Below are 14,547 nucleotides of genomic sequence, written 5' to 3'. Positions count from 1 at the left end.
TCAGCACCATATCTTTATCTTGAAACTGAGCAAAAGCTCTTCGTCTGATGCGGCCGGGAGCAGTATTTTTGCCGTAATTTTGGCATAATTCTATTCGACAACCTCACAACGGGATGCACTGTGAAATATTTGCTGATTTTTTTAGTGGTTTTGGTCATTTTTATCATTTCCGTGACCCTTGGCGCGCACAACGACCAGGTTATCACCTTTAACTATCTGCTGGCGCAGGGTGAATTCCGTATCTCTACGTTACTGGCGACGCTTTTCGGCGTCGGTTTTTTGCTGGGATGGGTTATTTGCGGACTCTTCTGGTTACGTCTTCGGGTCTCTCTGGCCAATGCACAACGTAAAGTTAAGCGCCTGCAGACACAGATTGATCAGAGCACGCCAGCGCCTGTCGGTAAACCGCTACCGCCGGCCGCGCAGGAATAAGTCTCCATGTTAGAGCTGCTGTTTCTGTTACTTCCTGTCGCCGCTGCCTATGGTTGGTACATGGGCCGCCGAAGCGCGCAGCAGGATAAGCAACAGGAATCAAACCGCCTGTCTCGTGACTACGTCGCAGGGGTAAACTTTTTACTCTCCAACCAGCAGGATAAAGCGGTCGATCTGTTTCTTGACATGCTCAAGGAAGACAGCGGCACGGTTGAAGCGCACCTGACCCTTGGCAACCTGTTCCGTTCGCGCGGTGAGGTTGACCGCGCCATTCGAATTCATCAGTCTTTAATGGAAAGCGCGTCGCTAAGCTACGAACAACGCTTGCTGGCCATCCAGCAACTGGGGCGTGACTATATGGCAGCAGGTCTTTATGACCGCGCCGAAGACATGTTCAAACAGCTGACGGATGAGACAGATTTCAGGATCGGTGCACTGCAACAGCTGTTGCTTATTCATCAGGCAACCAGCGACTGGGTTCAGGCTATCGAGGTGGCTGAGCGGCTGGTTAAACTGGGCAAAGACAAGCAGAAGGGTGAGATTGCCCATTTTTATTGCGAACTCGCGCTGCAGGCCATGAGCAGCGACGATCTCGACAGGGCGATGACCCTGTTGAAAAAGGGGGAGTCAGCCGATCGTCAGAGCGCACGTGTCTCGATTATGATGGGGCGCATCCTGATGGAGAAAGGGGAGCACGCCAAAGCTATCGAGCATCTGCAGCGTGTTCTGGATCAGGATAAAGAGCTGGTCAGTGAAACGCTGCCGATGTTAGAAACCTGTTTTCAGCGTCTTAATCAGCCCGACGCCTGGGCCGCGTTTCTTAAACGCTGTGTGGAAGAGAACACCGGCGCCGCGGCGGAACTGTATCTTTCCGCGATTCTGGAGCAGGAGCAGGGCGCGGAAGCGGCGCAAAACTACATCAATAACCAGTTACAGCGTCACCCCAACATGCGCGTATTCCATCGTCTGATGGAGTTTCACCTGCATGAAGCGGAGGATGGTCGTGCTAAAGAGAGCCTGATGGTGCTGCGCGATCTGGTCGGCGAGCAAATCCGCACGAAACCACGTTATCGCTGCCAGAAATGCGGCTTTACGGCTCATGCGCTCTACTGGCACTGTCCGTCATGCCGGACCTGGTCATCAGTCAAACCGATTCGCGGACTGGATGGACAATAACCTGTTGGTTATTGTCTTCGGTTTTCAATGTTTTTTAGTTACAACATACTAGGATTGTTAATTGCAGAAATTGCCTGACCTCCGTGCGTTTATCGCCTGGCAGCGCAACAGGGATTGTGATGCGAAAAGCGGGCAGGTAGAATGCGTGCCGTTTGTCTAACGCGCCAGCAGGTGCCTACCGCAGAGGAAATAGCATGGCCTTATCCCAGACTTCACCGGTGTTAGTGGCGCTTGATTACCACGATATGAACAGCGCACTGCATTTTGTCGATCAGATAGAGCCGGGCAGCTGCCGCCTGAAAGTGGGCAAAGAAATGTTCACATTGTTCGGCCCACAGCTGGTAAAAACCCTGCAACAGCGTGGATTTGAGATCTTTCTCGACCTGAAATTTCACGACATCCCTAATACCACCGCCCGCGCGGTCGCTGCCGCCGCCGATCTCGGCGTCTGGATGGTGAACGTTCATGCGAGCGGCGGGGCACGCATGATGAATGCCGCCCGTGAAGCGCTTCTTCCCTATGGTGAGCAGGCGCCGTTACTGATTGCCGTCACCGTCCTGACCAGCATGGATGCTGAAGATTTACTGGGCCTGGGCATAGCGCTGTCTCCCGCAGAGCAGGCTGAACGCCTGGCAAAACTCACGCGCGAATGCGGTCTTGATGGGGTTGTCTGCTCCGCACATGAAGCCGCGCGGTTTAAACAGGCGATCGGTCATGATTTTAAGCTGGTTACTCCCGGCATTAGGCCTCAGGGAAGCGACGCGGGCGATCAGCGCCGCGTTATGACGCCACAGCAGGCCCGCCTTGCTGGCGTCGATTATATGGTAATAGGACGTCCCATTACGCAGTCAGCGGACCCCGCAGCGACGCTTAAGGCGCTGTTGCAGGATTTGGAGAGCGTAAAATGAGTCGCGATAATCCCTTGGTATATTCAACCGACGCTGGCCGTATCACTCAGCCCGAACAAAAGGCGGAACGGCCCAAAGGCGACGGCATTGTTCGCATTCAGCGCCAGACCAGCGGACGCAAAGGCAAAGGTGTTTGCCTGATTTCTGGCGTCGATATGGATGAGGCAGCACTGAACCAGCTGGCCGCTGAACTGAAGAAAAAATGCGGTTGTGGCGGGTCGGTGAAAGAGGGCGTGATCGAAATCCAGGGCGACAAGCGCGATTTATTAAAAAGCCTGCTGGAAGCCAAAGGGATGAAGGTAAAACTGGCTGGGGGTTGAAAGAAGAAACCGGACTACAAGGTAGCCCGGTTTTTATTATGTAGATGCGCTGCGTAGCCGTGATTTATTGTTATAGCGTGCTTAGTGAACCTGGTGACCGATAATACCACCCACAGCTGCACCACCCACGGTACCCAGCGCGCTGCCGTTGGTTAATACAGAGCCACCAATTGCGCCGGCACCTGCGCCAATCGCAGTGTTACGGTCGCGTTTAGACCAGTTCGAACAGCCGCTTAACGCCACAACCAGCGTGGTCGCCAGGACAGCGGCGGTCACTTTTTTCATTGTAATTGTCATGAACTTCTCCTTTATTGTGTATGCAGATGCAACACAGTAAGTATAGCTGTGAAATTTTTTCAGGCCGCCTGTGAGGCATGATTACCGCATCCTTTCAGTATAAAAATGCCAGACACCATGGACAATCTGCTTGTAGCGGCTGAAAAGCATCATTAACAGATGGACCTGTCTGATGCCTGACAGAATTCTATTCATTTTGCAGAATTTCCGAAGATGGAAAATTCTTAATTCGCGACACAATTTTTCATTCACAGCCATTTTCCGCTGCTTTTTAGCTATTTGCTCCATAACGTTTTTTCTGCCTGCTCCGCACACTATGAAAACCCTTCTCAGCAGGAGAAAAAAATGCTGGAGCACCTTAAACAACAGGTCCTGGAAGCCAACCTGGATCTCCCCAAATACAACCTTGTCACCTTCACATGGGGAAACGTCAGCGCGATTGACCGTGAGCAAGGTCTGTTAGTGATTAAACCTTCTGGCGTCAGTTACGATGTCATGAAAGTGGAGGACATGGTGGTGGTCAACCTGGCGACCGGCGAGGTGGTGGAAGGCGAAAAACGGCCTTCATCCGATACGGCTACGCACCGGGCACTCTACCTGGCCTGGCCTGAGGTTGGCGGAATCGTCCATACGCATTCACGTCATGCCACTATCTGGGCGCAGGCCGGACGTGCCATCCCCGCGTGGGGCACCACCCACGCGGACGACTTTTACGGTGAGATTCCCTGCACCCGAGCCATGCGCGATGAAGAAATCAAAAATCAGTATGAGTGGAATACGGGGGAGGTGATCATTGAAACCTTCGCCGAGCGCGGACTTTCTCCTTCGGCCATTCCTGCCGTGCTGGTGAATTCTCACGGGCCTTTCGCTTGGGGCAAAGACGCACATGCGGCCGTCCACAGTGCAGTGGTACTGGAAGAAGTGGCTTACATGGGATTGTTTAGCCAGCAGCTCACGGCCGGGCTGCCTCCCATTCAGCAGACCCTGCTTGATCTGCACTATTTGCGCAAACACGGTGAAAATGCCTGGTACGGCCAGAAATAATGCCTGGGGCGCAGCGGTGCCTGCGTCCCGAAATGGCTCGTGATGAGCGAGCCTTAAGGGAAGGACAGTCCCATCAATGCCGGTTATAGGTTCGCGCCTTTCCGTGGTAAAGGCTGCGGATATCAAGAAAGTCTACTAATCATTTAAAGGTGGTGCATCGGGGATCACTCTGGAATTTATGTTGTAAATCAATCTCTCATTTGGTCTGGCCTCACTCTGGATTAGGCTGATGTGGCGCAATTAGCGCATCAAAATAATAGAGGATGAGACAATGACCGTGATTAACCAACCCACATGCAGACTGTTTTCCGAAGCCGGACAAACCACGCAGTTAGTTGCCTATTACGAGGAAGGACGTCGCACCATGTGGATGATGTTGCGCGCCCAGCCACGCCCCAGTTTTAATCATGAGTTGATTGAAGAGATCATGAATCTGAGTTACACGGCGCAGCGATCGGGCTTACCTATCGACTTCTGGGTCACCGGCTCGTTAGTTCCACAAATGTTTAATGCCGGTGGCGATCTGCGCTTTTTTGTGGAATGTATCCGCAACAACCGGCGCGAAGCGTTACGTGCTTATGCCCGTGCCTGCGTTGACTGCATCCACTCGGCGGCGCGCGGATTTGACACCGGCGCGGTAACGCTGGCGATGATTGAAGGCAGTGCGTTAGGCGGCGGTTTTGAAGCCGCGCTTGCCCATCACTTTATTCTGGCGCAAAACAATGCGCGGATGGGGTTTCCGGAAATCGCCTTTAACCTGTTTCCCGGAATGGGCGGCTACTCATTAGTCGCGCGGCGTTCGGGCATGAAACTGGCTGAAGAGCTGATTATGGAAGGCGAATCGCACAGTGCCGAATGGTATGAAACCCGTGGTCTGGTCGATAAGGTTTTCCAGCCGGGCGACAGCTACCGCGCCACCCGCACCTTTATCGATACGTTGCGACCTAAGCTCAATGGCGTACGCGCCATGCTAAAGGCGCGCCAGCGGGTACTGCAGCTGTCACGCGCGGAACTGATGGATATCACCGAGGACTGGGTAGATTATGCATTCACGCTTGAAGCGAAGGATATTGCCTATATGGAACGTTTAGTCCAGTTACAAAACCGCCACAGCGCATCACTGCGTAAAGCGGGTTAGATAATTACACGCGGGCAGGATGCTGAGCCAGCCAGTGCCCAAACTGATCGGCGGGCATTGGTTTTGCGTAAAAATAGCCTTGCCGCCCATCGACGCCGCTTTTTAACACAAAGGCTTCTTCATCGACGGTTTCAATACCTTCGGCAATCACCTGCAAATCAAGCGCCTTCGCTACCGCAACAATCGCCCTGACGAGTGACTGAGAAACGGGACGTTTATTCACATTACGGATAAAGCTTTGATCCAGTTTGATGGCATTAATAGGGACGCGAGCCAGCTGTGAAAGGGAGGAATAACCGGTGCCAAAGTCATCAAGGTGAATCTGGGCACCCAGTTCCTGAAATTTACGCATCAGCTTGAGCGCTTCGGCTTCATTCTCAATCAGGCAGCTTTCCGTCAGTTCGATATCCACCGGGCACTCGGTTAAACCGGCATCCGTCAGGGCTTGTTTCAGGTCACTGTAGATTGTCTGGTCGAGTAACTGGCGCGCCGAGACATTAACCGCGACGCGCAGATAAATATTCTGCTCCCGCCAGGCAATAATTTGCTTCAGCACGTTAAGCATGACCCAGCGACCCAGTGGCACGATCAGCCCGGATTCTTCCGCGTAGGGAATAAATTCCCCGGGTGAAACCAGCCCGCGCTCGGGTGAGTTCCAGCGAACCAGCGCTTCCGCACTGCGCACTTTACCGTCAGCATCCACTTTGGGCTGGTAGTGCACTAATAAATGGTCTTGCTCCAGCGCTTTGCGCAGGTTGGTGTCGAGCCAGAGATATTCAAAAACCCGGCGGTTCATCTCCTCGGCAAAAACACAATAGCTGCCACGGTTGTTCTCTTTGGCGTGATACATCGCCGTATCAGCGTTACGAATCAGACACTCACGGTCCTCTCCGTGTAGCGGAGCCAGGGCGATCCCGACGGAGCAGCCGCTGTAAACCTCGATGAGGCCGATGCGGAAAGGCTGACGCAGGCGATCGAGAATGCGCGTAGCCATTGCTTCCAGCGCAGCCTGACTGGTGTGCTCAGCCAGCACCACAAACTCGTCACCGCCCAGCCGTCCAAGCGTCTGGTTCTTGCTCAGACAGCTCAGAATCGCCAGGGAAACGGCCTGCAACAGTTGATCGCCGAACATATGACCGTAGGCATCATTCACTTTTTTGAAATTATCTAAATCCAGGTAGACCACGCCGGTTTCACTGCCCTCAGCCCGCTCCAGCGCATGGCTGATTTGCTGGTGAATCGCGTGGCGATTGGGCAGGCCAGTGATGCCATCGGTGTTGGCCATCACGCGCAGGCGCTCTTGCGCACGGCGTTCTTCCGTAATATCCGTTCCTGAACAGATGAGGAAAATTTCATTTTTACCGCTGCCACTGTGAACAAACTTATTACGAAAAAGAAACAGTCGCTGTCCTTTCATCGTCTTGATCCAGCGTTCCACTTCGTAGGAATTTCCATCGCGAAAGAACCCTGCGATGTTCCTGCGTGAGGCCGCGGCTTCCTGTTTGGTCATAAACAGCTGGAAAACATTACGGCCGATCACATCCTGTTCATACAGGCCGGTATACTCTTCGCTGAGGCGGTTAAAGCGTTGAATGTTGCCGCGCTGATCAAGGATAACGATGACCGAGTTGGCCTCCGACACGACCTGTTCAGCAAATGACAGGCCCAGCGTCAGATCGCGCGCCACCGCCGACGTATCGCCCCATGCCGAAGCGGTGCCCGCCCACACGGACTGGTTGATCCGCCGGCCAACAAAATGCATGGCGACCTGCTCGCCGTGAATCGTTAACGTCAGATTAATACTGGAAGTAATAACGGGCATCGCGCGCAATAAACTGCACTGGCCGGGCGTCAGTGGCACAGCAACGCTGGTGTTCGATGATTCATCTAAGGCAAAAAGCAGCGCATCACTGTCTGCGGTTAATCGCCAATGAGGGCTGGTTGTACCAAACAAGGTATACAACAACGATTGCCCTTGTTCATCGGTCATGGTCACTCCCTCCAGGAAGTACATTGCTGGCGTTATCTCGTTATTTTAGCAACAGTATTCATCAACTGACGCCAGCACAAGACGAAACTGTATTTATTTTGCTTTCCAGAAAAAACGGGCAGAAAAAACCCCGCCGAAGCGGGGCACACTTTCTGTTCAGCACGGACATTTTCCCAGCTTACCGGCCTGGCTGGGGAAGCGGGCATCCAGACAATAACGATGAAAGTCCCGCTCGCTCATCGGCGCAATGTCAGGATGATGTTGCCGCATATGCTGCAGGTATTTCGGGTAATCCTGCACGCCGACCATCAAACGAAAACTTTGCTGAAGTCCCTGCCACAGCGCTCGCCAGCGAAAACCCACGGGTTTTGGCCTGGAAAGCAACTTGCAGCGCATTATATGCCAGCGACCCTGTGGGCGCGCTACGCGATGGATGCTGTCAACCATGACGAAGCTCCTTACGTAAGGATATGTCTGACTCATGCGTAGTGGGCACATCGCTACGCAGCGCGCGACGAATGACAAAGAAGGCCGCAATCAGCATCGTAACGGCAACCAGCATAAAGAACCCGCACAGGGCAGCATTAATCTGGTTACTGAATACGATGGTTTGCATATCGGCCACGGTTTTCGCGGGGGCGATGATCACGCCATCATCCAGGCCTTTTCGGAATTTATTGGCCTGAGCAAGAAAACCAATTGACGGTTTTTCGTGGAAAATTTTTTGCCAACCCGCTGTCATCGACGTAATAAACAGCCAGATAGTGGGCAGAATTGTCACCCACGCATAGCGCTGCTTTTTCATCTTAAACAGCACGACCGTGCCCAGAATCAGCGCCATCGATGCCAGCATCTGATTACCAATACCAAACAGTGGCCACAACGTGTTAATCCCGCCCAGAGGATCGATCACGCCCTGATAAACGAAGAAACCCCAACCTGCGACGGCGACGGTCGTGCCGGAAAGGTTGCCGAGCCATGAGCGGTTATTGGCCAGTGAAGGCACAACCGTACCGACCAGATCCTGCACCATAAACCGGCAAGCGCGCGTACCGGCATCCACGGCGGTTAAGATAAACAAGGCTTCAAATAAGATGGCAAAGTGATACCAGAAGGCCATCATCGCGCGGCTGTTGAACACCTCCGTAATGATGTGCGCCATGCCGACCGCAAAGGTTGGCGCCCCCCCGGCGCGTGACAGAATTGAGGCTTCTCCCACGTCTCTGGCGATACCGCTTAACATTTCAGGTGTGACGACAAAGCCCCAGCCGTTAATCACCTGAGCGGCATTTTCTACCGTAGTGCCAATCAGTGCAGCAGGGGCGTTCATCGCAAAGTAAACGCCTGGGTCCAGCACGGAGGCGCATATCAGCGCCATGATTGCCACAAACGACTCCATCAGCATCGCGCCGTAACCGATAAAGCGAATATGGCTTTCACGCTCAATCAGCTTCGGCGTGGTGCCGCTGGAGACCAGCGCATGGAAGCCGGAGATGGCGCCACAGGCAATGGTGATAAACAGGAACGGGAACAGGGCGCCGGAAAAAACCGGGCCTGAGCCATCAATAAATTTGGTCACAGCGGGCATTTTCAGTTCTGGCATGGCAAAGACGATGCCAACGGCCAGCCCGACAATTACGCCGATTTTCAGGAAAGTAGACAGGTAATCTCTGGGAGCCAGCAGCAGCCAGACCGGCAGCACCGAGGCGATAAAACCATAGATGACCAGTACCCAGGTCAGAGAGGTGCCTTTCAGTGTGAAGAACGGGCCCCAGTAAGGATGCTGAGCCACATCACCACCGTAGATAATGGCCGCCATCATCAGCACAAAACCGATCAAGGAGACTTCGGCGATCTTACCCGGGCGCAGAAAGCGCATGTAAATGCCCATAAACAGGGCGATAGGAATCGTTGCTGCAATGGTGAACAGCCCCCACGGGCTGTTCGCAAGGGCTTTAACCACCACCAGCGCCAGCGCGGAGAGAATGATGATCATCACGCCCAGCGCACCCAGCATGGTAATAACCCCGGCAAAGGCGCCCAGCTCCTGACGGGCCATTTCACCTAAGGAACGGCCGTCACGTCGCGTAGAGATAAACAGGATCAGAAAGTCCTGCACCGCGCCCGCCATCATAACCCCAATCAGGATCCAGATCGTGCCTGGCAGAAAGCCCATCTGGGCCGCCAGAATAGGGCCGACCAGCGGCCCGGCGCCCGCGATCGCCGCAAAGTGGTGACCGAACAGCACCCACTTATTGGTGGGAACATAGTCAAGACCATCGCTGAGGCGCTCGGCGGGGGTAAGACGGCGATCGTCCAGTTCAAAAATGTTGCGGGCGATAAACAGGCTGTAAAAACGATAAGCGATGCTGTAACAGGCTACGGCGGCAATCACCAGCCAGACTGCGTTGACGTGCTCGCCGCGGTTAAGCGCCAGCATCGCGAACGCACCCGCGCCAATTAACGCCACTGCCAGCCAGAGCACGCCGTTTTTGACGTTCTTCATAACTCACTCCTTGTAGAGACCGAATGGAAGGCGATCGGATACAACGAGCTAACGTTAATGTAATGTAATGTAAGTGGAAGTTAATAAAGATAAAACTGTGAAGCGTGGAGCAAATTTAACGCGAAGATACAGGGGCAGGCGGAGGAGAAAAGACCGTCGGAGCAGGCTGTGCTGTTCCGACGGTGGTGTCTTAGGCGGCAGGGCGTGCAACAACGCTGCGTGTTTCCATGCGAACTTCCGCAATGGTCACGTCAATCACGTCGGATACGCGGTAAACCACGTCACCTTTAATCTGTACCGTACCGCTTTCCTGGCTGCACACCAGCTCATCGCGCACCGCATGCAGGAACGGCGCAGGAATAAACGCGACGGCGCCATTTTCCAGCAGACGGACGCGCATGCCACCACGCGATACATCAATGATTTCTGCGCTAAACTTGCGGTCAGTTGCGGCAAACGGCGACAGATAGCGGGCATAGAGCCAGTCACCCACGTCGCGCTCGGCCATGCGGTTTAGACGACGACGCTCGCTCATGGTGACTGTCAGCGCATCGTCCGGACGGCCGATGGGTTCGCCGCGCACGATCGCCTTCAGCAGACGATGGTTGATCATATCGCCAAACTTACGAATCGGTGAGGTCCAGGTGGCATAGGCTTCCAGTCCCAAACCAAAGTGCGGGCCCGGCTCGGTGGTGATCTCTGCATAGGTCTGGAAACGACGAATGCGGCTGTCAAGGAACTGAGTAGGCTGCGCATCCAGCTCACGACGCAGTACGCGGAAACCGTCGAGCGTGGTGATCGCCTGCGGATCGGCCGTGATGCCGTGAGTTGCCAGGACAGCGGCGGCCTGTTCGGCGTTTGCTGCGTCAAAACCGGCATGGACGTTGTAGATACCAAAGCCCAGCTTTTCGCGCAGGACGTTGGCGGCACAGATGTTCGCCAGAATCATCGCTTCTTCAACAATCCGGTTCGCTATGCGGCGCGGTTCGGCGACGATTTCCAGCACTTCGCCTTTTTCGCCCAACAGGAAACGATAGTCCGGGCGATCTTTAAACACCAGCGCGTGGTTTTGACGCCACTCGGCGCGTGACAGGCACAGACGGTGCAGCAGACGAATCTGGTCAGCAATCGCGTCGCTCTGTGGTTGCCATTCGCCACTGTTTTCCAGCCAGTCTGAAACCTCGTCGTACACCAGCTTGGCTTTGGACTCGATCCAGGCCGCAAAGAACTGCACATCGTCCGCCAGGCTTCCATCCTGAGCCACGGTCACGCGGCAGGCCAGAACCGGCCGACGCACGTCAGGGCGCAGCGAGCAGACATCGTCAGACAGCTCGCGCGGCAGCATGGGAATATTGAAGCCCGGCAGGTAGTTGGTAAAGGCACGCTGCGCCGCCAGCTTGTCCAGCTCGCTGCCTTCGGCAACATAAGCGGTCGGATCGGCAATAGCAATAGTCAGACGCAGGGCGCCATCGTCCAGTGCTTCAGCATACAGCGCATCGTCCATATCTTCCGTGCTGGCGCTGTCGATGGTCACAAAATCCAGCGCGGTCAGGTCTTCACGCGTCAGGCTTTCGTCCAGCATCTCGCCAAAGCCGATTTCTGGCGCTTCACGCTCCAGATTATGACGTGACAGTGTCACCCACCACGGTGCAAGGTGGTCGTCGGCTTTAACGATAAATTCGGTGAGTTCGGCATAAAAGCCACGGTCGCCTTTTAAGGGATGGCGACGCATTTCTGCCACGGCCCAGTCGCCGTTCTGGAAATCATGGCTCAGTCCACGGACCGGACGACACTGAATCGCGTCTTTGAGCAGAGGATGATCGGGCACGATAGAAAGGCGGTCATCTTTTTTCTGCACGCGGCCAACAAAACGGCTCAGAAAGGGCTCGACCAGCGTTTCAGGCTCGGCACTTTCGCGATCTTTATCGCTGTGGACGATGGCAACGATACGGTCGCCATGCATCACTTTTTTCATCTGTGGCGGCGGGATGAAATAACTTTTCTGTGCATCGACTTCCAGAAAGCCGAATCCCTTTTCGGTGCCTTTAACAACGCCTTCTGCACGAGGCGTTTGCGAGTGAAGCTTCTCTTTAAGCTGCGCAAGCAGCGGATTATCCTGGAACATGATTTTTACGTTTCGTGGCCTAATAGCGGCTGACAGTTTTACGCGAATCGGGGTCTCGCGGCAAGGCAAAAAGCCGGACGAACCGGCTTTTTGCCTGGAGAAAAACCTGAATCAGGCGATGCGTTGGGTTGCCAGCGCCTGCGTCAGTTCGAGCTTAACCGGCACGGATTTTGAGGTGGGCGTGCCGCTGATATCACCGAAGCTGTTTAACGGAACCAGCGGGTTGGTTTCAGGATAGTAGGCGGCCAGGTTGCCGCGAGGAATGTTATAAGGCACCAGCTTAAAGCCGCTGACGCGACGCGTGACGCCATCATTCCACAGCGTTTCGATATCCACATTCTGCCCTTCGCTGAACCCTAATTCAGCCATGTCATCGGGGTTGATAAAGACGACTTCGCGCTGACCGTAAACGCCGCGATAGCGGTCGTCAAGACCGTAAATCGTCGTGTTGTACTGATCGTGCGAACGCAGCGTTTGCAGCGTGAAGGGCACGTCCTGATCCAACTGCGGAAACAGCGAGTGGGGCAGCGCAGCAGGGCTAAACTCAGCCTTGCCGGTCGGCGTATTAAAACGCAGTTCTGCCGCCGCGTTGCCAAGATAGAACCCGCCAGGCTGATCGCATTTGGTATTGAAGTCGGCAAAACCCGGAATCGTTGCCGCGATATGATCGCGAATCAGGTTGTAATCTGCCGCCAGATCTAACCACTTCACCTTGTCATCACCGAGAACCGCGTGAGCAATACTCGCCACAATTGAGGTTTCAGAACGCTGCGTCTCCGCCAACGGAATCCCAACGCCTTCAGAGGCATGAACCATGCTGAAGGAGTCTTCGACCGTAATGAACTGGTTACCCGTAGCCTGCAGATCGCGCTCGGTGCGGCCCAGCGTAGGCAGAATCAGTCCTTCATGACCCGGCACGAGGTGGCTGCGGTTAAGCTTGGTGCTGATGTGCACCGTCAGACCACAACGGGACAAGGCTTCTTCGGTGCGCGGAGAATCCGGTGCCGCCGCTGCGAGGTTGCCCCCGAGCGCGATAAGCACTTTGATTTCATCACGCAGCATGGCGTTGAGCGCTTCAACAGTATTGTGGCCTGCAGCACGCGGGGGTTCGAAGCCAAAGTGCTGACCCAGCGCGTCGAGGAAAGGCTTAGCCGGTTTTTCATCAATGCCCATGGTGCGGTTACCCTGAACATTGCTGTGACCGCGAACAGGGCACAGGCCCGCCCCTTTTTTGCCTAACTGCCCAAACAGCAGCTGCAGGTTGGTGATTTCACGCACGGTATCAACCGAATGCTTGTGTTGGGTGATGCCCATCGCCCAGGTGCAAATAACCCGATCGGCACTCTGATAAATTGCCGCCGCTTCGCGGATTTGTGCCTCTGTCAGGCCGGACTGCGCCACAATCTGCATCCAGTCGGTGTTATCAACTGCTTCAAAATAGGCCTCAACGCCATGGGTTTTGGCATTCAGGAAAGCCTGGTCGAACAGGCCGCTTTCGCCCGCCGCAAGGCGTGCACGATGCGTTTCCAGCAGGGCTTTCACCATGCCGCGAACGGCAGCCATATCACCGCCCAGATGCGGCTGGTAATAGGCAGAGCTGATGGTGCCCGCTTTAGACGTGACAATTTCCAGCGGCTTTTGCGGATCGGCAAAACGTTCCAGACCGCGCTCGCGTAGCGTGTTAAAGGTCACGATTTTTGCGCCATGGTCGGCGGCGTGACGCAGGCTGTGCAGCATGCGCGGATGGTTTGTCCCTGGATTTTGGCCAAAGACAAAAATGGCATCGGCATGGTCAAAATCGTCAAGACGGATGGTGCCTTTACCCACGCCGATGCTGCGTTTCAGGCCCGCACCGCTTGCCTCGTGACACATATTGGAGCAGTCCGGGAAGTTATTGGTGCCCAACATGCGGCCGAACAGCTGATAAAGCCAGGAGGCTTCATTACTGGCGCGACCAGAGGTGTAAAGCTCCATCTGATCCGGGTTATCCATCGCTTTAATATGTTGTGCGATGAGCGCAAAGGCATCATCCCAGCTGATGGGTTCGTAATGATCGCTTTCGGCGTTGTAGCGCAACGGATGTGTCAGGCGGCCCTGATATTCCAGAAAATAGTCGCTTTGTGCATACAGGGTTGCCACGCTGTGTTTGGCAAAAAAGTCGGTATCAACAACGCGGCGCGTGGCTTCCCAGGTGACGGCTTTTGCACCGTTTTCGCAGAAGCTAAAGGTACTTTTATTGTCATCGCCCCAGGCACAGCCCGGGCAGTCGAAGCCGCGTGCTTTGTTCATGCGCATGAGGTTACGCAAATTTTTCAGCGCAGCTTTACTGTCGAAAACAAAACGTGTGGTGGCTTCCAGTGAACCCCAGCCGCCCGCTGCGGCACGGTATGGCTTAATTTGACGCTTAAATTTCATCATGTGTGCAGGCTTATTTTTATGTTGGACGAATGTTGCAAGGATATATCCTGATGGTAAAGATTAGTGTGCTATTCACGACAAAGCTTGTCTAATTGATTGGCTTAATGGTGCGATAGCTGGCGTTTATCGTGGGGCACGCCAAGTGTGATGGTGTTCATGTTTTACCTTTTCGTAACCTTGCCATAACGGGTGT

The 14,547-nt window shown here is 54.5% G+C and carries 12 protein-coding genes; 6 read left to right on the top strand and 6 right to left on the bottom strand.

Annotated elements, in window-relative coordinates:
* Nucleotides 1-120: 120 nt before the first annotated feature.
* The 4 genes from DFO57_RS05255 (at nucleotide 121) to yciH (ending at nucleotide 2,836) form a co-directional block, all read left to right on the top strand.
* Entirely contained in the window at nucleotides 121-432 is a 312-nt protein-coding gene (locus DFO57_RS05255) for a LapA family protein (RefSeq protein ID WP_014593805.1), read from the top strand.
* 6 nt (nucleotides 433-438) lie between these two features.
* The gene (gene lapB / locus DFO57_RS05250; protein ID WP_013025926.1) at nucleotides 439-1,608 is read left to right on the top strand and encodes a lipopolysaccharide assembly protein LapB; all 1,170 of its coding nucleotides are present in this window, start codon (nucleotides 439-441) and stop codon (nucleotides 1,606-1,608) included.
* Nucleotides 1,609-1,802: 194 nt separating this feature from the next.
* Nucleotides 1,803-2,516 (top strand): orotidine-5'-phosphate decarboxylase, encoded by a 714-nt coding sequence (gene pyrF, locus DFO57_RS05245; protein WP_088900289.1) that lies wholly within the window; start codon nucleotides 1,803-1,805, stop codon nucleotides 2,514-2,516.
* A complete protein-coding gene (gene yciH, locus DFO57_RS05240) occupies nucleotides 2,513-2,836 on the top strand; it encodes a stress response translation initiation inhibitor YciH (protein WP_014593803.1) in 324 nt (107 codons plus the stop codon). The genes pyrF and yciH overlap by 4 nt, the downstream gene beginning before the upstream one ends.
* An 81-nt stretch (nucleotides 2,837-2,917) precedes the next feature.
* Here the strand turns inward: yciH and osmB are convergent, their stop codons facing one another.
* Nucleotides 2,918-3,133 (bottom strand): osmotically-inducible lipoprotein OsmB, encoded by a 216-nt coding sequence (gene osmB / locus DFO57_RS05235; protein ID WP_014593802.1) that lies wholly within the window; start codon nucleotides 3,131-3,133, stop codon nucleotides 2,918-2,920.
* A 345-nt stretch (nucleotides 3,134-3,478) separates the two neighbouring features.
* Between osmB and araD the strand changes: the two genes are divergently transcribed.
* Nucleotides 3,479-4,177, top strand: a complete 699-nt coding sequence (gene araD, locus DFO57_RS05225) for an L-ribulose-5-phosphate 4-epimerase (protein WP_014593801.1) — start codon at nucleotides 3,479-3,481, stop codon at nucleotides 4,175-4,177.
* A gap of 271 nt (nucleotides 4,178-4,448) precedes the next feature.
* On the top strand, nucleotides 4,449-5,315 hold the full coding sequence (locus DFO57_RS05220; protein WP_013025921.1) for a crotonase/enoyl-CoA hydratase family protein: 867 nt from the start codon (nucleotides 4,449-4,451) through the stop codon (nucleotides 5,313-5,315).
* A 4-nt stretch (nucleotides 5,316-5,319) separates the two neighbouring features.
* On the opposite strand, the gene pdeR is transcribed toward DFO57_RS05220, so the two are convergent.
* The 5 genes from pdeR to DFO57_RS05195 form a co-directional block, all read right to left on the bottom strand.
* On the bottom strand, nucleotides 5,320-7,305 hold the full coding sequence (pdeR, locus tag DFO57_RS05215) for a cyclic di-GMP phosphodiesterase (RefSeq protein WP_014605742.1): 1,986 nt from the start codon (nucleotides 7,303-7,305) through the stop codon (nucleotides 5,320-5,322).
* Between the two features lie 156 nt (nucleotides 7,306-7,461).
* Nucleotides 7,462-7,752 carry a YbdD/YjiX family protein gene (locus tag DFO57_RS05210; protein ID WP_110015153.1) on the bottom strand — a complete coding sequence of 97 codons (291 nt, stop codon included), beginning with the start codon at nucleotides 7,750-7,752 and terminating at the stop codon, nucleotides 7,462-7,464.
* Entirely contained in the window at nucleotides 7,745-9,811 is a 2,067-nt protein-coding gene (locus DFO57_RS05205; RefSeq protein ID WP_013025918.1) for a carbon starvation CstA family protein, read from the bottom strand. The genes DFO57_RS05210 and DFO57_RS05205 overlap by 8 nt, the downstream gene beginning before the upstream one ends.
* A 190-nt stretch (nucleotides 9,812-10,001) precedes the next feature.
* A complete protein-coding gene (locus DFO57_RS05200; protein WP_088900288.1) occupies nucleotides 10,002-11,936 on the bottom strand; it encodes an exoribonuclease II in 1,935 nt (644 codons plus the stop codon).
* A 111-nt stretch (nucleotides 11,937-12,047) separates the two neighbouring features.
* The gene (locus tag DFO57_RS05195; RefSeq protein ID WP_105077031.1) at nucleotides 12,048-14,351 is read right to left on the bottom strand and encodes an FdhF/YdeP family oxidoreductase; all 2,304 of its coding nucleotides are present in this window, start codon (nucleotides 14,349-14,351) and stop codon (nucleotides 12,048-12,050) included.
* Between the last annotated feature and the right edge of the window lie 196 nt (nucleotides 14,352-14,547).

The organism is Pantoea sp. AG702 (assembly GCF_003182295.1).
GTDB classification, from domain to species: Bacteria; Pseudomonadota; Gammaproteobacteria; order Enterobacterales; family Enterobacteriaceae; genus Pantoea; species Pantoea ananatis.
Note: the sequence above shows the minus strand (reverse complement) of the source record. Positions and strands in the feature narration are given on the sequence as shown.

Bases quoted from the DNA above. Each gene is read 5' to 3' on its own strand.
- DFO57_RS05205 (WP_013025918.1), bottom strand. From the start codon at position 9,811: ATGAAGAACGTCAAAAACGGCGTGCTCTGGCTGGCAGTGGCGTTAATT.
- DFO57_RS05210 (WP_110015153.1), bottom strand. From the start codon at position 7,752: ATGGTTGACAGCATCCATCGCGTAGCGCGCCCACAGGGTCGCTGGCAT.
- lapB (WP_013025926.1), top strand. From the start codon at position 439: ATGTTAGAGCTGCTGTTTCTGTTACTTCCTGTCGCCGCTGCCTATGGT.
- DFO57_RS05195 (WP_105077031.1), bottom strand. From the start codon at position 14,351: ATGAAATTTAAGCGTCAAATTAAGCCATACCGTGCCGCAGCGGGCGGC.
- DFO57_RS05200 (WP_088900288.1), bottom strand. From the start codon at position 11,936: ATGTTCCAGGATAATCCGCTGCTTGCGCAGCTTAAAGAGAAGCTTCAC.
- araD (WP_014593801.1), top strand. From the start codon at position 3,479: ATGCTGGAGCACCTTAAACAACAGGTCCTGGAAGCCAACCTGGATCTC.
- DFO57_RS05220 (WP_013025921.1), top strand. From the start codon at position 4,449: ATGACCGTGATTAACCAACCCACATGCAGACTGTTTTCCGAAGCCGGA.
- pdeR (WP_014605742.1), bottom strand. From the start codon at position 7,305: ATGACCGATGAACAAGGGCAATCGTTGTTGTATACCTTGTTTGGTACA.
- osmB (WP_014593802.1), bottom strand. From the start codon at position 3,133: ATGACAATTACAATGAAAAAAGTGACCGCCGCTGTCCTGGCGACCACG.
- yciH (WP_014593803.1), top strand. From the start codon at position 2,513: ATGAGTCGCGATAATCCCTTGGTATATTCAACCGACGCTGGCCGTATC.
- pyrF (WP_088900289.1), top strand. From the start codon at position 1,803: ATGGCCTTATCCCAGACTTCACCGGTGTTAGTGGCGCTTGATTACCAC.